Origin of the sequence: Parasphingorhabdus sp. (assembly GCF_036964565.1) — a bacterium.
GTDB lineage: Bacteria > Pseudomonadota > Alphaproteobacteria > Sphingomonadales > Sphingomonadaceae > Parasphingorhabdus.
The window spans coordinates 167,049-183,782 of the sequence record NZ_JBALTN010000002.1 but is presented as its reverse complement, the minus strand read 5'-3'; the positions used below and the strand labels follow the sequence as shown (position 1 = coordinate 183,782).

The window sequence follows — 16,734 nt, the reverse complement described above, 5'->3', positions numbered from 1 at the left end:
AACGCGCGCTTACGCAACCACCCTTTTCAGACGGTCGACCAATACCGATCGCGCCGCCATCACATCCCTTCGGCGGTCCTCGAAAAAATGGCGCTTGAGGAAGAATCCGGTGACCCGCAGGCCGTCGAATATATCCTCCCATTCCGGCGTCACCGGCTCTCTCAGGAAAGCGGGGAGCGGCAGCAGCCGGTCCTTGTAGAGCGCGCCGGCGGCCGCGCTGACCGCAGTCGCGCTCTTCGGACTGATATAGGCGAGATCGTCGATCGAACCGGTCGCCGCGCATTTGTCCAGCGCCAGGCCAAAGCCCAGCTCCGAGAGCAGCAGCAACTCGTAGCGGACCAGCGCCACCGACCAGCCCCTGGCGGAAGGGGCTGCACAGATCGCGTCGAGCAGCCCCGACAGGGCCGAATGGAGCTGCGGATAGCTGTGCTCCTCCGGCAGCACCGCGGCGGTCAGTGCGGTCACCCAGTCGAGCGCCGCGCTGGCCAGCGGTTCGCCCAGAAACGGTCCGCGGCTCAGCTGCAGCTCGGCCGTCATCGACGCCAGCTGGTCCTCGGTCCGCGCCCGGTAGTCTGCCTGGACGATATTGGAAGGGATCAGGATCGGCCGCATCACGCGCGAATGCGCGCCGCGCACATAGCCGGTCACCAGACCATTGGCCGGCGTCAGCGATCGCACCACCGCGCCATGCTCGCCATGCGACTTGACCGAACAGATGATCGCGGAGGTGCGGAGATGGGGCAAATCATTCGACCGACGGAAAATTTCGACTGCTATGCACGATGGCTTCGATCAGGATATTCTCCGGCTCGCCGCGAATGCCGAGACGATAGACCACTATATAGGGCAGTCTGGTCACCGACAATTCGAAGGTCTTATCAATCCTGCCAACCGTTCCCAAATGGGGAAAGTCAGCCAGGATCTCGATATTCTGCCGGAGCCGACCCACTACCCGAAGGGCCGTTGCAGGACTGTCTTGCGCGATCCAGTCGAATATGTCCTTAAGGTCCCTGAGCGCGCCCGACGAAAATTCAATCATCTAGACCAAGTTTAGCCCATACTTCTTCCGCCGGATAGGTTTTGGCACCCTTGTCCGTCTCGTCCATCGAATTCTGGACTTTGGTTCGGAACCAGGCGTCATATCCCGCGTCCGGTTTTTCGCCGGAAATAATGGTCTTCACAGCATCTGTCTTGCGGTGTTCGTTCATGGTTCCAATAATATCATGACCGGCCGATTGTGGCAACAAGCTCAACTACCCATGGAAAAAGTCGTAGATCTTCTGCGCCACCGTCGCCGAAACGCCGGGTGCGGCCTGCAGGTCGTCGAGCGAGGCGTTCTTCACCGCCCGCGCGGTGCCGAAATGCAGCAGCAGCGCCTTTTTCCGCGACGGCCCGATACCGGGGACGTCATCCAGCGAACTGTGGCCGACCGATTTCGCCCGCCGGGTCCGGTGCGCGCCGATGGCGAAGCGGTGCGCCTCGTCGCGCAGCCGCTGGAGATAGAAGAGCACCGGGCTGTTCGGCGGCAGGTTGATCGCGCGGCCGTCGGGCAGGTGGAAGGTTTCGCGCCCGGCATTGCGGTCGGGGCCCTTGGAGACGCCGATCATCACGACATCCTCGACGCCGATTTCCTCCAGCGCGGCGCGCGCTGCGCTCATCTGGCCCTTGCCGCCGTCGATCAGCACCAGATCGGGCCATTCGCCCTTCTCGCGGTCTGGGTCTTCCTTCTGCGCACGGGAAAAGCGTCGTTCGAGCACTTCGCGCATCATCGCGAAATCGTCACCCGGCGCGATGTCGGGATTCTTGATGTTAAACTTGCGATAGGCATTCTTGCGAAAGCCCTCCGGCCCCGCGACGACCATGCCGCCGACCATGTTGGTGCCCTGGATATGGCTGTTGTCGTAAATCTCGATCCGGTCCGGCACCGCGTCCAGTTCCAGCAGGTCGACCATTTCCCGCATGATCTTGGACTGGGTGGAGGTTTCCGCCAGCCGCCGGTCCAGCGCTTCCTCGGCATTGCGGCTGGCCTGGGTCAGCAGCCGGCGCCGGTCACCGCGCTGCGGCTTGGAGACGCTAACCCGGTAGAGGGCCTTGGTGCTCAGCGCTTCCGCCAGCAGGTCCGCATCCGGCAGCTCCCGATCCAGCAGCACCAGCTTCGGCGGCGGCATCCGCTCGTAAAATTGCATCAGGAAACTCGAGAACACCTCCTCGACCTCGACGCTGGTGGTGTGCGCCGGGAAGAAGCTGCGATGGCCCCAGTTCTGGCCGCCGCGAATGAAGAAGGCCTGGATGCAGACGGTCGATCCCTTTGCCGCCAGCGCAAAAATATCCGCGTCGGGCAGTCCGGCCGCGTTGATCGCTTGGTTGCCCTGGATGAAGGTCAGCGCCTTCAGCCGGTCGCGATAGACCGCCGCCATTTCGAAATCGAGCGCATCGGCCGCCTTTTCCATCGCCTCGCCCAGCTTCTGCTGCACCTCGGTCGACTTGCCCGACAGGAAATCGCGCGCATCATCGACCAGTTCGGCATAATCTTCCTTGCTGATCCGGTCGACGCAGGGCGCCGAGCAGCGCCTTATCTGATAGAGCAGGCAGGGCCGCGAGCGGTTGTTAAAGAAGCTGTCGGTGCAGGAGCGCAGCAGGAACAGCTTCTGCAGTGCGTTGATCGTCCGGTTGACCGATCCGGCGCTGGCGAATGGCCCGAAATATTGGCCTTTTACGCGCTGCGCGCCACGATGCTTGGTGATGCGCGGAAAATCATGCCCCTCGCGCAGCAGGATGAAGGGGAAGCTCTTGTCGTCGCGCAGCAGAACATTATAGGCGGGCCGGAACTTCTTGATCAGCTGCGCCTCGAGCAGCAGCGCTTCCGCCTCGCTGCCGGTGGTGACAATCGTCATCGAACGGGTCTGCGCCACCATCCGCATCAAGCGGTGCGGCAGCCGGTTCATCTGCACATAGGCCCCGACCCGGGCCTTCAACGACCGCGCCTTGCCGACATAAAGGACGTCGCCGCGCTTGTCCTGCATCCGGTAGACGCCGGGCCGCGTCGGCAGCGTGCTCAGCACCTCGCGGATCGCCGCCATGCCTGCCTCGAGATCGGGGACATCCCCCTCCCCGCGCACGGCATAGGTCGCCTTGTCCTCGTTGAAACGGGACGCGGCATTGGGATGATCGGGACGGTCGGCCTTGGACATGGAAATAATCTAGGATGCTCGACCGGCATTTGCCAGAGCGATTAAATTCTCTCCGCTTGAAGGAGAGGACATGAGAAGCTCTTCCTCTCCCTCAGGGGGAGAGGAGCAAATTAGTTCAGGGTCTTGCCGATGTCGCCAATCGCCTTGTCGACGAGCGACTTGTCGGCGGCAGCGTCATGACGCGCAGCGATCAGGGCTTCTGCCGCCTGCGTCGCCGCTGTTGCGGCCTTGGCCCGAACCGCGGCAATGGCGGAGCGTTCGGCAGCGCCGATTTTCTCTTCGGCCATTTTCTTCCGGCGAGCGATCAGCGCCTTGGCGTCGGCCGTCGCCTCTTCGACCAGTGTCGCGGCTTCTTTTTCGGCGCTGTCCATCAGCGCTTCGATTTCGGCCTGCGCCCCGGCCGTCTTGGCCTCATACTCCGCTTTCAGAGCCTCGGCTTCCTTGCGCAAATTGGCCGCTTCATCCAGATTCTGCCGGATTTCCGCGATCTGCCGGTCCAGTATTCCGGCAATGATCGCAGGAACCTTGGTCCACAACATGATCGCGAACACAATCAGCACGCCGACTGCAACCCAGCCCGTGGTGGTAAGGCCCAGTGCGCTGGCTTCGGCGCCTTCTGCCAACATCGTCAATAGCATGGTCTATCTCCTTCAGCAGGCGCTAGAAAGCGGCCTTGACCGCCTTTTTCGCTTCGGTGGCCGTAACTTTCGCACCGGAGACCGTTTTCACGATCGCCTGTGCCGCTTCGGCAGCCACGGCTTCGATTTCCGTCATGGCGCTGCTCTGGGCTGCCTTCAGCGCGATATCGGCCTCTTCGGCCTTCTTGCTGATGGCGGTTTCGGCCCGCTTGATGGCAGCCTCGTTCTTCAGTGCCACCTTCGCCTTGGCTTCGCTGACCAGGTTGACCGCCTCGGCCCGGGCATCGTTGATGCTCGCACGATAATTGGCTTCAATCTGTTCAGCCTTGTCCTGCCCGGCTTGCGCCGCGGCAAGGTCGTCGGAAATCCGTTTCTGACGGTCATCCACGGTCTTGCTGATCTTTGGCACCATATTTTTGGCAATGCCGAAATAGATGACGCCAATGACGATCAGCAGCCAGAAAAACTGGCCAAGATAGACATCCATGAGCTGGCTAATTTGAGGCATTATTCACCTGACAGTTCGAAACGAAAAATCGGAAATTCGAAGGCGGGCTGGCATGGCCAGCCCGCTTTGACAATTATTCAGCTGGTGCTGCTGCCGGCGCTTCCATTGCTGCCGGTGCGTCAGCCACAACGGCTTCGGCGGCAATAACTTCAACCGGTGCTTCAGCTGGTGGAGCGTAGAGGATCATCATCGCAACAGCAAAAGCGATCAGACCAAGCAATTCAGCAGCAGCAAAGCCGATGAACAGCCGGCCCTGCTGGCCGTCAGCCGCAGATGGGTTACGCAGGGCGCCTTCCAGGAAGGAAGCGAAAACATTACCAACACCGGCAGCAGAAACGCCGATACCGATGGCTGCAAGGCCAGCGCCGATTACTTGTGCAGAAGCGAGATTCATTTTTTAACTCCGTATTGAAAAATTGGGATTGAAAGTGACTTAGTGAAGATTTTCCGCATCGTTAATATACAAGGTAGTGAGAAGCGCAAAAACATAGGCTTGGATGGCACAGACCAGAAGCTCCAGCGCGCTGACAAAGGCGATGAAGATGATGCTGAGCAATGCAATAATCCAGCTTGCGCCGCCGGCATCAATGGCCTGAATAACGAAACTAGCGAACACCTTGATCAGGATATGGCCAGCGATCATGGCGACGAACAACCGCAACGCGAGGCTGAACGGCCGCACGAGGAAAGACAGCACTTCGACCATGAAGATGAGCGGGATCATCGGCAGCGGAGTGCCGTGCGGAATGAACAGGCCGAAGAATTTGAAACCATGCTTCCAGAACCCGACAATCAGGACGATAGAGAAGCTGATCGCCGCAAGCAGACCGGTAACGGTGAACTGGCTGGTCACGGTGAACGGGTGAACGCCCGGAATGATGCCGAACGGCATCATGCCCAGCAGGTTGGAAAACAGAATGAACATGAACAGCGTGAAGATCCACGGCGTGTATTTCTTGCCATTGGGACCGATGCTGTTGAGGATCAGGTTATCGATGAAGCCGACAATGCCCTCGACCATGACCTGCCAGCGACCGGGGACGAGCTCGCGCTTCATGCCACCGATCATGAATACATAAAGCAGCCCCAGGACAACGAACATCCATAGCGCGCTGTTCGTGAAACTGATTTGCTGCCCGAACAAAGTGAAGCCATCAAAGATGGGCTGCACTTCAAATTGGTGCATCGGATCAATTTTGCCTTCGGTAGCCACTGGTTTAACCCCTGATCGTCAATCGTCATCATCTGGTAGCGCCGTACCGATGTCATTCACCGGCTGGCTCGAAATCACATAAATCTTCCTGAACGCTGCCCCAACCCCAAGGACAAAGAACAGCAACAGGAACAAAGGCGTCGTTTCCAGCCAGGTGTCGAATATCCACCCGAGTATGAAACCGCCAGCCACGCCCCCGATCAAATAGCTCAGCACCCTCCCGCCGAGCCGCTGACTTTCGTCTGGCCCTTTGTTCCGGTGCCCCGCTTTGATCCGCTCCCGATTCTGAGCCAGTTCCAGCCGCTCTTCCAGCGATGAAACCCGCACATCCTCTTCGAGGGGATCACGATCAGATTCGCTTGCCGTCATTTCAATCCCTCAAAAGCCCCGAAGAGCGCCAGAAAGAGCCACAAACAACGACAGGCCGACCCGCCAAGGCGCGGTCCGTTTAGGAAAGCAACGTGTCCAAGTCAACAGCCATGCTGCATTGCGAAAAATTGCGCGTTTGCGGGCCCGAATTTTCGGCTTTCCGAGGGTGTTGCGAGACCATTCTCCAGCACATTTGCGACAAATCTCCGGAAGCAAACAGATGCTGGCGCACGCAAGCTCGACGCGGCGAATAGTATGTTGCGAACCGAAAAGGCTTCCACCCTTGTCCGCGCAATCCAAAAAGGCTGCAGCATGGGGCTTGTTTCTCGCGGCCATTGCCGACAAAGAGACAACAATGCTCAGCGTATCCCCCGAAATCGCGCTTCTCATCCTCGGCGTCCTGCTGCTGGCCACGGTCTTCGCCGGCAGCCTGTCGAGCCGGTTCGGCCTGCCGGCGCTGATCGGCTTCCTGAGTCTCGGCATGCTCGCTGGCGTTGACGGTCCGGGCGGGATCGCGTTCGACAATTATCAGCTGACCCAGGGCGTCGGTATCGCCTGCCTGATCTTCATCCTGTTTTCCGGTGGCCTCGACACCGATTGGCGCGACGTCCGCCGCGTCGCCACCCCCGCGCTAATTCTCGCCACCATCGGCGTGCTGGTCAGCGCCGCACTGATTGCGCTGGCGTCGATCCTCATTCTCGGCTTCGGCCCCTTTCAGGGCGCGCTGCTGGGGGCGGTTGTCGCGTCGACGGATGCGGCGGCGGTGTTCGCGATCCTGCGCTCGACCGGCCTGGACCTGCACGGCGACGTCCCTGCCCTGATCGAGGTCGAATCCGGCTCAAACGATCCGATGGCCATTTTCCTGGTCGGCGCTGCCCTGATGTTCATGACGGTTCCCGACGCTTCCCCGCTCACCTTGGTCCCGGGTTTCGTGGTCGAGATGGCGATGGGCGCCGGCATCGGCCTCGCCACCGGCTATCTCCTCCCGGAAATATTGAAACGCGCGCAATATCGGCACGGCGGCCTCGCCTTCGTGATCTCTATCGCCGGCGCGCTGATCGCCTATGGCCTCGCCGAGATGCTCGGCGGCAACGGCTTTCTGGCGGCCTATGTCGCCGGGCTGGTCGCCGGCAACCGCGTCTATGCAGCGCGCCGGATTCTCTCCACCTTCCAGGACGGCATGGCTTGGCTCGCCCAGGTGGTAATGTTTCTCACGCTCGGCCTTCTGGTTACCCCGTCGAACCTCGCCGGCGTCATCGTGCCGGGCCTTGCCATCACCTTCATCCTGATGTTCGTAGCCCGCCCGATCAGCGTATTCCTGTGCCTCGCGCCGTTTCGCCGGTTCGACTGGCGGGCCAAGCTGTTCGTGTCATGGGCGGGATTGCGCGGTGCGGTACCGATCGTGCTGGCGACCTTTCCGATGGTCGCCGGCGTGCCGGGCGCGTTCACGATCTTCAACATCGTGTTCTTCGTCGTGCTCCTGTCCAGCATGATCCAGGGCCCGACGATCAACTGGCTGGCGAACCGGCTGGGGCTGGTGGCCGCCACGGAACCGGGCGCTGCGCCCGACCGTCAGTCCATCCCGCAGGAGACGCGTGGACAAACACGCCATGAAACGGAGTGAAGAATCGCGTGGCACGGAGATGATCGCATGACAGAATCGTTGAATTTCCGATCAGAAGGCTTCAGGGCGCGGCCATGATTGCCCTGTCCATCCTTCTCCTCTCCCTCGGCCTGGCGACGGACGCCTTTGCCGCCGCGGTCGCCCAGGGTGCGTCCGCTCGCCCCAGTCGCACCGCCGCGTTGCGCATGAGTTTTGCCTTCGGGCTGGCCCAGGCGGTCATGCCGCTGCTCGGCTGGGCTCTGGGGATGGCTTTTGCCGCCTTCGTGCAATCGGTGGCGCACTGGATTGCGTTCGCCCTTCTCGGGATATTGGGTCTCAGGATGATCCGGGAGGGATTTGATCGCGACCCGGAAGCCCCGGGCAAGGATCTGGCGCTCTGGCCCTTGCTGGTGATGGCGGTTGCCACCAGCATCGACGCCGCCATCGCCGGCATCACCCTGCCCAGCTTTGGCGCCCCGGTCCTTGTGGCCTGTCTGGTGATCGGGCTCACGACATCGCTGCTGACCTATCCCGGCGCCTTCCTGGGCGCGCAGCTGGGCACAAGGGTCGGCAAATGGGCCGAGGTGCTGGGGGGCCTGATCCTGATCGGCCTGGGCGCCAAGATCTTCATCGCCCAGCAGTTCTTCGCCGCCTGAACCCAAGGCTGCAACACAATCCGCAGGGGCAAAAAAAAGGCGCGCCGATCGCATCGGCACGCCTTTTCGTCTTTTTTGGCTCGAACTGGTTCAGGGGCAGCGCGAATCGCGGACCGGCGCAGAACTGTCCCGCGTGTTCCATGTCCCGGCCGGCGTCTGGTATTTTTCACCCGGTTCCGTCCGCATGATCAGGTTGCAGCCCGAGGTAAAGGCGAATTGCTCCACCGTCGAATTGGTTTCCTGGGCCTTGCGGGTATAGGCAGCCTTGCGCTTGATGTTGATGTCCTCGACCAGCGCCTTGATCGCCGGGGACGGCGAACTCACATAGCCGAGATAGCCGTCCGGCTTTTCGCCGATCTTGCCCGAAGAGCGGGCCGCTTCATAAGCGGGATCGCGCTGCGCCATCACCGGCACGGCAACAATCGCGGTCAGCGCAACGCCGCCCATGACCGCCAAGGCTGCTTTTTTGTTTACATAGTCAAACATCAGAAAATATCCGCTTCTTCGTTGATTAAACTCTTTGCATCGCCGTCGAGACGATAGACCACTTCCTGCTTGATGTTGATGTTGAGATTGATGACAATCGGCTTGTCCGGCGCGCTTACCTGCACACAGGCAGAAAGCCCTGTCAAAACACCCAAAATCAGGCTGGTTGTGGTCAAGCTCCTCATCTTGTCCCGAATCGCATCATATGCCCGATCCGTCAATTGACTTGTCTGATACATTATCTTCGCTTTCCCCCGGCTGAATGGGCTATTCATCATCTTCGAGTACCTTCACCGCTTCCTTGGCCCGCGCCTCCTGCGCCCGCAACAGCGCAGGCAGATTCTGGCCGACGAGGATTTCCGGCTCATAATAGGATTTGGCGCTGCTCATCAACTGCATGAAGGGCGCCTGGATGCGGACGTTGAACTGGATTGGAATCCGCGCGAGCTGCCGGGTGATGAAGTTTCGGCTCGCGCCCTCGCCCTGCTGCAGCCCGTCGAACTTGACCTCGGTGATGATCTCGCCGGCAATATCGCCATCCATGCCGATCGTCAGATTGCGATATTTGATGGACCGCAGCGCGTTGAAGGCGAAATTGGCCATGGTACCCATGTCTTCATAGGTCAGATCCCCGACATAGGCGAGCGAGCCGCCGCCCTCCCGCGCCACCAGATAGCCGCCAACGACGCGGCCGCCATCCTGGTCGAAGACCATCGGCAGCTTGCCGTCGAAGACCCCGGTCGCGCTCATGTTCTCGAAATCGAACTGGGTCAGAAACTGCGCCGCATCCACGCCTTCGACGGTGAATTGCAGTCGCCGTTCGGCATCTTCGCCAAGGTCCAGGATGGTCGGTTCGAGATAGAGCTTGCCGCCGGCAAACGGCCACTCTCCGCCCTCGACCTGCATTTTATAGTCGGGCAACAGACGATAGCGAATCTGCCCGCCAAAGACGGCGACCCCGGGATTGACTTCGGCGAGCGATACCAGCTGACCCGGAGCCGTCTGCAGCGCCAGCAGGTCGGTAAAATTGACCACGCCGGCCAGGCCGGTCACCGGACCAAAGGCCGCCGCGAGGTTGAGGCCGTTGGTGCGAAAGCTGCCAGTGCTCTTGATGCCGCTGGTCGACGCATCCCAGTCGATCCGGCCGGTGCCCGATATCTCCCCCTGCACATTGGCAATCACACCAAGAGTCAGTGGCGTGATCTGTTCCGGCTGGAGCCGATCGTTGAACACCAGCGACGGCACGTCGATCAATGCCCGGCCCTGGCTGCTGCCCAGGCGGTGGGAAATATCTATCGCGGCGACGTTGGTCAGCGTCTCCGGTTCGCGCAAACGGCCGGTCGCCGTAATGTCGCTGCCGTCAAATCTCAGCGCGACATCATTGCTGACCAGTGGCCGGAAACGCTCCACCTGCTGCTCGTCCCGGACCAGCATGCTGGCATCGGCCAGAAACGCGCCATTTTCGTAGCGCCAGTCGCCTTCGATCTGTTCCATCAGCAACGGCACGTTGGCGACCTGGCCCGATGCCCCTTGCAGCCGCCCGCTGATCATCTGCCCGAAGGCGGCGGTCAGCACCGCCACGTCCAGGCGTGTCATGCTGCCCGGCCGGCCAAGCCGGACCCCGACATTTTGCGCGACGAGACCCTGCGTGCGCGAATAGCCCAGGGCGCCGCTGGAGAGTGTCAGCGGTGTCCCGCCGACGTCGCCAACGATCCGGAGCGATGGCGCATTGGCAGCGATGTTGACCTGCGATCCGCTGCCGGAGAGGATGGCATCACCCTGCGGGCATAGTCGCGTGCTGGTCGGGCCGGCCCTGAGCGATGCGGTGCGCAGGCTGGCGAACTGCAGGGTGACGCACTCGCGAAACAGGGCGAACCGCCCGTTCGGTGAAACATTGCCGCTGACCGGCACTTGCAGCCCGGTGATCTGCCCGTCGCCGAGGGGACCGGTCAGAATGAAACGCCCGTCGATATTGGTGCCGCCCTGGCGCGCGGGGGAAAAGGTCAGCGACGGTATTTTCAGCTGCGCTCCGCCGGCCTGATAATTGGCCATTTCCAGCCGACCCGAGAATCCGCGGGACAGGCTGCCATCTTCAAGCCGCAGCGTGGCATCCGGAAATCCGCCGCCCGCCAGCCGGATATTCCCGTCTGCCAGCATCCGCAGGTTCTTGTCGGTGAAGGCGAGCAGCAGCGGATCGCTGAGCCCGGCCGTGGCTCCGGACCGGGAACGGGCATCCAGCGCGTTGAGCGAGAGCGTGGTCCGCCTGATTCCCTTGGTAAACTTGATATCGCTGGTAACATTGAAGCGGCTGCCTGCCAGCAGGACCGCTTTCGCAAATCGGTCCGCCAGCGGCCCGACCGGCGTTCCGCCCAGCGATGCCGAGACGCCGGACACCTCCCGCAGCAGATCCCTGTCGACCTGCGCGCCGCGAATTTCCGGATGGCCTGCGAAGCTTGCCGTCATTACCGCGCTGCCATATCCAACGGTGAACGGTCCCCTCACCCAGGTCTGTTCGGCATTTCCATAGTGCGAACGCAACCCGCTGGCGGTCAGGTCGACATCGCCGCTGCTCTGCTTCGGATTCCCCGCGAGATTGATCTCTCCGTCGATTTTCTGGCTCTTATATGCGCCATAACGAAACGGGCCGCCGGTGAGGCTGATATTGCCGGCCCAGCTGGCGAGGTCCTCGCCCAACTCCATCGACAGTTTTGCCGCAACATTTTGCGCGCCCGCATCCAGCCCGCTGCAGCTTATGTTCGGCAGTCGCAACGGACCCTGCAACTGCGGTTGCTTGCGGCGAATCGCGACGGTTCCGAAAAAGCTCGGCCTCGCCAGAATGCAATCGCCGGCCTGCACATTGCGACTGATCGCAGCGATCTCTCCCTTGAAACCGTCGTGTAGCTCGCCTTTTCCGTTAAGCGCCAGCCCGACCACGCCATAGGCGGTGTCGATTCTCAGCCGGGCATCGTCCAGGCCGAGCCACAGATCCGGCAGAGCCAGCGGGCTGTCATCGTCCGGGTCGGCAAATTTGTCGAGTTCGCCGAAACTGATCGCGCCCTTGTCAAGGCGACCGTAAAGCCGGACTCCGCTGGCCCGCACCCAATTGATCCCGACGCCGCCCAGGCTCAGGCTGTTGCCGAGTTCGACCCGTTCGGCGGTCATGTCTGGACGATCCGGATCGCCGATCACCAGATCACGGATGACCTGTCGCCGCAGTCCGATATCCTCGATCTCGTAGCTCGCCGTGATATCCATTTCGTCGAGCTGGGACTGGATGACATTGTCGGCGAGCGTCGTCCTGCTGATCCACAGCGCGATCAGGGCAAGCAGAACAAGGCCAAGCGAAACCGCGCCGAACAGTCGAAACCGGGAGTTGCGACCGACGGGGTCATTGGCGATTTCTTCATCCATCGCAGGTGAAATGCCGAAGTCTGTATGAAGTTGCAATGTACAAGTGTTCCACCACAAGCTTTTAGAGAGGCTGGCGAGGTTGGACATTTGCGGCCGCCGCTCCCGGCAGGCTATTTGTTCCTGTTATGTTCCGGATATAGTGGCGCGATGGACGACGACAACCGGAACGGATCAGCTCCGCATGATGCGAGCATTGGCCACCGCGCCCGGCTTCGCCATCGCATATTGACCGACCAGGGCGCTGGCCTGCACGATCACGAGCTGGTCGAATATCTGCTGGCGCTTGCCATTCCCCGCCGCGACACCAAGCCGCTCGCGCGGAAGCTGATCGAGGAGTTTGGGGGATTCTCGCAGCTGCTGGCTACCGATGCCGATGCGCTGCAGACCTTTCCCGGCATGGGTGAAACCAGTGTGGCCGCGCTCAAAATCGTCCGCATCGCTGCCTTGCGCCTGATCTCGGAACCGGTCCGGACGAAACCGGTGCTGGGCAGCTGGCAGGCGCTGCTCGACTATTTGCGGGCCGATATGGCCCATCTGGCCCACGAACGGGTAAGGGTCCTGCATCTCGACAGCAAGAACCGGCTGATCCGCGATGAACTGGTCAGCGAAGGATCGATTGACCAGGCGGCCATCTACACCCGCGAGGTCATCAGGCGGGCGCTTGCCCTCGGGTCGGCCGCCCTCATTCTGGTGCACAATCATCCAAGCGGCGACAGCAGCCCCAGCCGACAGGATATTGCCATCACGAAGGAGATTTGCGCCGCTGCCCGGACCCTGGGCATCAGCGTCCATGACCATATCATTATCGGCAAGGACGGCCACACTTCCTTCCGATCGAAAGGATTGATCTAGCGGATCACTTGTTCGACGGCGGCGATTGGTGAACCGAACCCGCCATCAATAAAGAAACATCGGCATGCCTTCGACCTGGATCAGGTTCGCACGATACTGGTTGGCGTCGTAGAGGCCGGACACGTTGACCCCCTTGCTCCCTTCCAGCAGCGTGCCGATCGGGACCGCACCATAATTGCCGTCCGTCAGGCACACCATATTGGCCATGCGGTCCTGTTCGATTAGCTGCACCGCCAGCGCGCCAAAGGCGAAACCGACCATCCGGTCCATCGCGTCGGGTTCGCCGGCGCGCATCAGATAGGCCAGCTCCTGCACGATCGTCCGCTCGTCGCTGCGCGCCTCGATTTCGCGCGCCAGCTGGGTCCCGATGTTCAGGCCGTCGCGATTGGTATTCGACTTGTTGATTTCATCGACAAAATTCGTCGCCCCGGACAGCTTGGCCCCTTCCGCAACCAGGCAGACCGCGTAGGATTCGGGATTGTCCCGCTTGTCGCGCAGCAACAGGGGGAGCAACACGTCCATATCGGCCGGGACTTCCGCGATGACGGTCCGGTCGGCCTGCGACAGAAATCCGGACAGCAGCGCCGTTTCACCGGATCGCCGTCCGAACAGCTCGATCACCGCAATCCGCTCATGGCTTGCGGCGGTGGTCCGCAGCGAGTTGACCGCCTGCACCGAGCGGGTCACGGCGGTCGAGAAACCGATGCAATAGTCGGTGCCATAGACATCATTGTCCATCGTCTTGGGCACCGAGATGACATTGCGTCCCAGGCTCGCCAGGTGGGCGGAGAAACGCAGCGTCCCGTCACCCCCCATGGTGATCAGCGCATCGACCTCCAGCGCGTCGAGCACATCCAGCACCTTCTGGGTCTGGTCGCCCTGCTCGGTCACCCGCGGATCGCAGCGCGAACTGTGCAATATCGTGCCGCCCTGCCGGTCGATGCCGCGCACATGGTTCTGGTCGAGCATCATGACGCTGTTTTGCGAAGCCCATGGATCGGCGGGGTCGATTTCCAGCACCCCTTCCCAGCCGCGGCGCAGCCCGACCACATCCCAGCCGCGCTGCCAGGCCGATGTCGCGATCGACTGGATGCAGGGATTGAGGCCCGGCACATCGCCGCCGCCGGTGAGTATCGCCAGACGCATTTTATTCTCCCTGTTCCCGCCGCTGCATTGCCGACTCATTTCGTAGGTGCTAGCGGGACCGCAAATCAAGGCGCATCATTGCCGCAGTCAAACCCTTTGTCCAAGGACCAATCATGATTCCACGCTATTCCCGCCCCGAAATGACCGCCATCTGGGAGCCCGAATCGAAATTCCAGATCTGGTTCGAGATCGAGGCGCACGCCACCGACGCGCTCGCCGAACTCGGCGTGGTGCCGAAGGAAGCGGCGCAGGCGATCTGGGCCAAGGGCAAGTTCGATGTCGCACGGATCGACGAGATCGAGCGGGAAGTGAAGCACGACGTCATCGCCTTCCTGACCAATGTCGCGGAAAATGTCGGCGAGGAAGCCCGTTTCATGCACCAGGGCATGACCTCGAGCGACGTGCTCGACACCTGCCTGGCCGTGCAGCTCGCGCGCGCCTCCGACATATTGCTCGCCGACATCGACGCGCTGCTCGCCGCGATCAAGAAACGCGCCTACGAGCACAAGTTCACCCCGACCATCGGCCGCAGCCACGGCATTCACGGCGAGCCGGTGACCTTCGGCCTGAAACTGGCGCAGGCCTATGCCGAGTTCCAGCGCAACCGCGAACGGCTGGTCGCCGCGCGCAAGGAAATCGCCACCTGCGCGATTTCCGGCGCGGTCGGCACCTTCGCCAATATCGATCCCAAGGTCGAAGAGCATGTTGCCGAGAAGCTCGGCCTCACCGTCGAACCTATCTCGACCCAGGTGATTCCGCGCGACCGCCACGCGCAATTTTTCGCCACGCTCGGCGTGATCGCTTCCTCGGTCGAGCGACTCGCCGTCGAAGTCCGCCATCTGCAGCGCACCGAAGTGCTCGAGGCGGAGGAATATTTCTCGCCGGGCCAGAAGGGCTCGAGCGCGATGCCGCACAAGCGCAACCCGATCCTCACCGAAAATCTCACCGGCCTCGCCCGGATGGTGCGCAGCTATGCCCTGCCGGCGATGGAAAATGTCGCGCTGTGGCACGAGCGCGATATCTCGCACAGCTCGGTCGAACGGATGATCGGACCGGATGCAACGATCACCCTCGACTTCTCGCTGGTCCGGCTCACCGGCGTGATCGAAAAGCTGCTGATCTATCCGGAACGGATGCAGAAGAATCTCGACCGCATGGGCGGCCTCGTCCATTCGCAGCGGGTGCTGCTCGCCCTGACCCAGGCAGGGATCAGCCGCGAGGACAGCTACCGCATCGTCCAGCGCAACGCCATGAAGGTCTGGGAATCGGACGGCGAAATCGCCCTGCTCGATCTGCTCAAGGCCGACCCCGACGTGTCGGCGAAACTGTCCGATGCCGAGCTCGAGGAGCGCTTCAATCTCGATTATCACTTCAAGCATGTCGACACGATCTTCGCGCGCGTCTTCGGCGAATAGGCCGCTTTTCGCCCCGGTCGCATAGCATCTGGCCACCCGCCCCTTTTCGGGCTAGGATGGCCGGCACATGAAAAGAAGGTGAGAGATGCAATTTATCAAAATCCTGTTCTGGGTTCTTCTGCTTGTCGCGACCTTCATCTTCTGGTGGACCAATGAAGCGCGCGCCTCGCTCGACCTTGGCGCAGCGGTCGTGGAAGCACGGGTCTCGACCTTTGTCGTAGGCGCCTTCCTGCTGGGCTTTCTGCCGACATGGCTGCTGCTGCGCGGCTCCAAATGGCGGCTCTCGCGCCGGATCAAGACGCTGGAAGACGCCGCGCGGCCTGTCGCCACAACCACCACCCGCACGGCGCCGCCTGCATCCCCGCCATCATCACCGGCTCCGACCGCCGAACCCGCTCCAGCCGTCTCTTCGGTGGACCAGTCGAAGGCACCGGGCCTGTGAGCAATCCGATCTTCGTCGCGCTCGACACGCCCGATCTCGAACGGGCGATCGCGATCGCGCAATCGGTCAAGGGCCATGTCGGCGGGCTGAAGCTCGGTCTCGAATTTTTCTGCGCCCACGGCCACCACGGCGTCCACGAAATCCAGAAGCTCGGCCTGCCGATCTTTCTCGACCTCAAGCTGCATGACATTCCCAACACCGTCGCCAAGGCGATGCAGGCGATCAACATGCTGGAGCCCGCCATTGTCACGGTCCACGCCTCCGGCGGCCGGGCGATGATGGAAGACGCCAAGGCCGCTGCCAATGGCCATACCAAGGTGGTCGGCGTCACCCTGCTCACCTCGCTGGACGAGCGCGACATGGGCCGGATCGGCTACACGGGCTCGCCGCATGACCAGGTCGAGCGACTGGCCGAACTGGCGCAGCAGGCGGGGCTAGACGGGATCGTCTGCTCGGGCAACGAAGTGAAGGCGGCGCACAAAAACTGGAAGGACGGCTATTTCGTCGTCCCCGGCCTCCGCCCAAAGGGCGGCGCGCTGGGCGACCAGAAGCGCGCGGTGACGCCCGCCCAGGCCCGCGACAATGGCGCCAGCGTGCTGGTCATTGGCCGCCCGATCACCGCAGCGGAAGACCCGAACAGCGCCGCCCGGGCGATCGAGGCAACGCTCTGATCTTCCCCTCCTCATCCTGAACCAACAGACGCCATCCTGAACCAACAGACGTCATCCTGAACCAGAAGACGTCATCCTGAACCAGAAGACGTCATCCTGAACTTGTTTCAGGACCCCGTGAGGTCATGCTGTG

General features: G+C 61.7%; 18 protein-coding genes and 1 pseudogene. 6 read left to right on the top strand and 13 right to left on the bottom strand.

The features are described from left to right. Window positions 1-9 precede the first annotated feature (9 nt). The 9 genes and pseudogenes from recO to V7650_RS02895 form a co-directional block, all read right to left on the bottom strand. Complete coding sequence (gene recO, locus V7650_RS02935; protein ID WP_335654745.1) at window positions 10-744, bottom strand: DNA repair protein RecO; 735 nt, start codon at window positions 742-744, stop codon at window positions 10-12. Window position 745: 1 nt separating this feature from the next. Next, window positions 746-1,039 carry a type II toxin-antitoxin system RelE/ParE family toxin gene (locus V7650_RS02930; RefSeq protein ID WP_335654744.1) on the bottom strand — a complete coding sequence of 98 codons (294 nt, stop codon included), beginning with the start codon at window positions 1,037-1,039 and terminating at the stop codon, window positions 746-748. Beyond that, the gene (locus tag V7650_RS02925) at window positions 1,032-1,208 is read right to left on the bottom strand and encodes a hypothetical protein (RefSeq protein WP_335654743.1); all 177 of its coding nucleotides are present in this window, start codon (window positions 1,206-1,208) and stop codon (window positions 1,032-1,034) included. The genes V7650_RS02930 and V7650_RS02925 overlap by 8 nt, the downstream gene beginning before the upstream one ends. A gap of 45 nt (window positions 1,209-1,253) precedes the next feature. Further along, window positions 1,254-3,191 (bottom strand): excinuclease ABC subunit UvrC, encoded by a 1,938-nt coding sequence (gene uvrC / locus V7650_RS02920; protein ID WP_335654742.1) that lies wholly within the window; start codon window positions 3,189-3,191, stop codon window positions 1,254-1,256. A gap of 110 nt (window positions 3,192-3,301) precedes the next feature. Then, window positions 3,302-3,829, bottom strand: a complete 528-nt coding sequence (locus tag V7650_RS02915; RefSeq protein ID WP_335654741.1) for a F0F1 ATP synthase subunit B family protein — start codon at window positions 3,827-3,829, stop codon at window positions 3,302-3,304. Window positions 3,830-3,851: 22 nt separating this feature from the next. Next, a complete protein-coding gene (locus V7650_RS02910) occupies window positions 3,852-4,316 on the bottom strand; it encodes a F0F1 ATP synthase subunit B family protein (RefSeq protein WP_335654740.1) in 465 nt (154 codons plus the stop codon). A gap of 196 nt (window positions 4,317-4,512) precedes the next feature. After that, a pseudogene (locus V7650_RS02905) lies at window positions 4,513-4,731 on the bottom strand (F0F1 ATP synthase subunit C); the annotation flags it as partial. A gap of 39 nt (window positions 4,732-4,770) precedes the next feature. Continuing rightward, window positions 4,771-5,523 (bottom strand): F0F1 ATP synthase subunit A, encoded by a 753-nt coding sequence (locus V7650_RS02900; protein ID WP_335654739.1) that lies wholly within the window; start codon window positions 5,521-5,523, stop codon window positions 4,771-4,773. 45 nt (window positions 5,524-5,568) lie between these two features. Further along, window positions 5,569-5,919 carry an AtpZ/AtpI family protein gene (locus V7650_RS02895; protein WP_335654738.1) on the bottom strand — a complete coding sequence of 117 codons (351 nt, stop codon included), beginning with the start codon at window positions 5,917-5,919 and terminating at the stop codon, window positions 5,569-5,571. A gap of 355 nt (window positions 5,920-6,274) precedes the next feature. Here V7650_RS02895 and V7650_RS02890 point away from each other — a divergent pair, with 355 nt between their 5' ends. Beyond that, a complete protein-coding gene (locus tag V7650_RS02890; RefSeq protein WP_335654737.1) occupies window positions 6,275-7,543 on the top strand; it encodes a potassium/proton antiporter in 1,269 nt (422 codons plus the stop codon). A gap of 74 nt (window positions 7,544-7,617) precedes the next feature. After that, window positions 7,618-8,178, top strand: coding sequence for a manganese efflux pump MntP (locus tag V7650_RS02885; RefSeq protein ID WP_335654736.1), 561 nt, complete (start codon window positions 7,618-7,620; stop codon window positions 8,176-8,178). Window positions 8,179-8,268: 90 nt separating this feature from the next. On the opposite strand, the gene V7650_RS02880 is transcribed toward V7650_RS02885, so the two are convergent. Genes V7650_RS02880 through V7650_RS02870 form a run of 3 tightly spaced genes read right to left on the bottom strand, consistent with a single transcriptional unit; the run spans window position 8,269 to window position 12,075 of the window. Next, window positions 8,269-8,664 carry a YdbL family protein gene (locus V7650_RS02880; RefSeq protein WP_442955246.1) on the bottom strand — a complete coding sequence of 132 codons (396 nt, stop codon included), beginning with the start codon at window positions 8,662-8,664 and terminating at the stop codon, window positions 8,269-8,271. Further along, window positions 8,664-8,942, bottom strand: coding sequence for a YnbE family lipoprotein (locus V7650_RS02875; RefSeq protein ID WP_335654735.1), 279 nt, complete (start codon window positions 8,940-8,942; stop codon window positions 8,664-8,666). Before V7650_RS02875 ends, V7650_RS02880 begins: the two co-directional genes overlap by 1 nt. Then, window positions 8,932-12,075: an intermembrane phospholipid transport protein YdbH family protein gene (locus tag V7650_RS02870; protein WP_335654734.1), complete on the bottom strand. Its 3,144-nt coding sequence runs from the start codon at window positions 12,073-12,075 to the stop codon at window positions 8,932-8,934. The genes V7650_RS02875 and V7650_RS02870 overlap by 11 nt, the downstream gene beginning before the upstream one ends. Window positions 12,076-12,222: 147 nt before the next feature. On the opposite strand from V7650_RS02870, the gene radC reads away from it, so the two are divergent. Next, window positions 12,223-12,927, top strand: a complete 705-nt coding sequence (gene radC, locus V7650_RS02865) for a RadC family protein (RefSeq protein ID WP_335654733.1) — start codon at window positions 12,223-12,225, stop codon at window positions 12,925-12,927. Between the two features lie 45 nt (window positions 12,928-12,972). On the opposite strand, the gene V7650_RS02860 is transcribed toward radC, so the two are convergent. Continuing rightward, a complete protein-coding gene (locus V7650_RS02860) occupies window positions 12,973-14,073 on the bottom strand; it encodes a 6-phosphofructokinase (RefSeq protein ID WP_335654732.1) in 1,101 nt (366 codons plus the stop codon). 113 nt (window positions 14,074-14,186) lie between these two features. Here V7650_RS02860 and purB point away from each other — a divergent pair, with 113 nt between their 5' ends. The 3 genes from purB (at window position 14,187) to pyrF (ending at window position 16,601) form a co-directional block, all read left to right on the top strand. Further along, complete coding sequence (purB, locus tag V7650_RS02855; RefSeq protein WP_335654731.1) at window positions 14,187-15,488, top strand: adenylosuccinate lyase; 1,302 nt, start codon at window positions 14,187-14,189, stop codon at window positions 15,486-15,488. An 85-nt stretch (window positions 15,489-15,573) separates the two neighbouring features. Next, window positions 15,574-15,930: a LapA family protein gene (locus V7650_RS02850; RefSeq protein ID WP_335654730.1), complete on the top strand. Its 357-nt coding sequence runs from the start codon at window positions 15,574-15,576 to the stop codon at window positions 15,928-15,930. Next, the gene (gene pyrF, locus V7650_RS02845; RefSeq protein WP_335654729.1) at window positions 15,927-16,601 is read left to right on the top strand and encodes an orotidine-5'-phosphate decarboxylase; all 675 of its coding nucleotides are present in this window, start codon (window positions 15,927-15,929) and stop codon (window positions 16,599-16,601) included. Before V7650_RS02850 ends, pyrF begins: the two co-directional genes overlap by 4 nt. Window positions 16,602-16,734 lie beyond the last annotated feature (133 nt).

Bases quoted from the DNA above. Each gene is read 5' to 3' on its own strand.
- V7650_RS02930 (WP_335654744.1), bottom strand. From the start codon at position 1,039: ATGATTGAATTTTCGTCGGGCGCGCTCAGGGACCTTAAGGACATATTC.
- V7650_RS02925 (WP_335654743.1), bottom strand. From the start codon at position 1,208: ATGAACGAACACCGCAAGACAGATGCTGTGAAGACCATTATTTCCGGC.
- uvrC (WP_335654742.1), bottom strand. From the start codon at position 3,191: ATGTCCAAGGCCGACCGTCCCGATCATCCCAATGCCGCGTCCCGTTTC.
- V7650_RS02915 (WP_335654741.1), bottom strand. From the start codon at position 3,829: ATGCTATTGACGATGTTGGCAGAAGGCGCCGAAGCCAGCGCACTGGGC.
- V7650_RS02910 (WP_335654740.1), bottom strand. From the start codon at position 4,316: ATGGATGTCTATCTTGGCCAGTTTTTCTGGCTGCTGATCGTCATTGGC.
- V7650_RS02900 (WP_335654739.1), bottom strand. From the start codon at position 5,523: ATGCACCAATTTGAAGTGCAGCCCATCTTTGATGGCTTCACTTTGTTC.
- V7650_RS02895 (WP_335654738.1), bottom strand. From the start codon at position 5,919: ATGACGGCAAGCGAATCTGATCGTGATCCCCTCGAAGAGGATGTGCGG.
- V7650_RS02890 (WP_335654737.1), top strand. From the start codon at position 6,275: ATGCTCAGCGTATCCCCCGAAATCGCGCTTCTCATCCTCGGCGTCCTG.
- V7650_RS02885 (WP_335654736.1), top strand. From the start codon at position 7,618: ATGATTGCCCTGTCCATCCTTCTCCTCTCCCTCGGCCTGGCGACGGAC.
- V7650_RS02880 (WP_442955246.1), bottom strand. From the start codon at position 8,664: ATGTTTGACTATGTAAACAAAAAAGCAGCCTTGGCGGTCATGGGCGGC.
- V7650_RS02875 (WP_335654735.1), bottom strand. From the start codon at position 8,942: ATGATGAATAGCCCATTCAGCCGGGGGAAAGCGAAGATAATGTATCAG.
- V7650_RS02870 (WP_335654734.1), bottom strand. From the start codon at position 12,075: ATGGATGAAGAAATCGCCAATGACCCCGTCGGTCGCAACTCCCGGTTT.
- radC (WP_335654733.1), top strand. From the start codon at position 12,223: ATGGACGACGACAACCGGAACGGATCAGCTCCGCATGATGCGAGCATT.
- V7650_RS02860 (WP_335654732.1), bottom strand. From the start codon at position 14,073: ATGCGTCTGGCGATACTCACCGGCGGCGGCGATGTGCCGGGCCTCAAT.
- purB (WP_335654731.1), top strand. From the start codon at position 14,187: ATGATTCCACGCTATTCCCGCCCCGAAATGACCGCCATCTGGGAGCCC.
- V7650_RS02850 (WP_335654730.1), top strand. From the start codon at position 15,574: ATGCAATTTATCAAAATCCTGTTCTGGGTTCTTCTGCTTGTCGCGACC.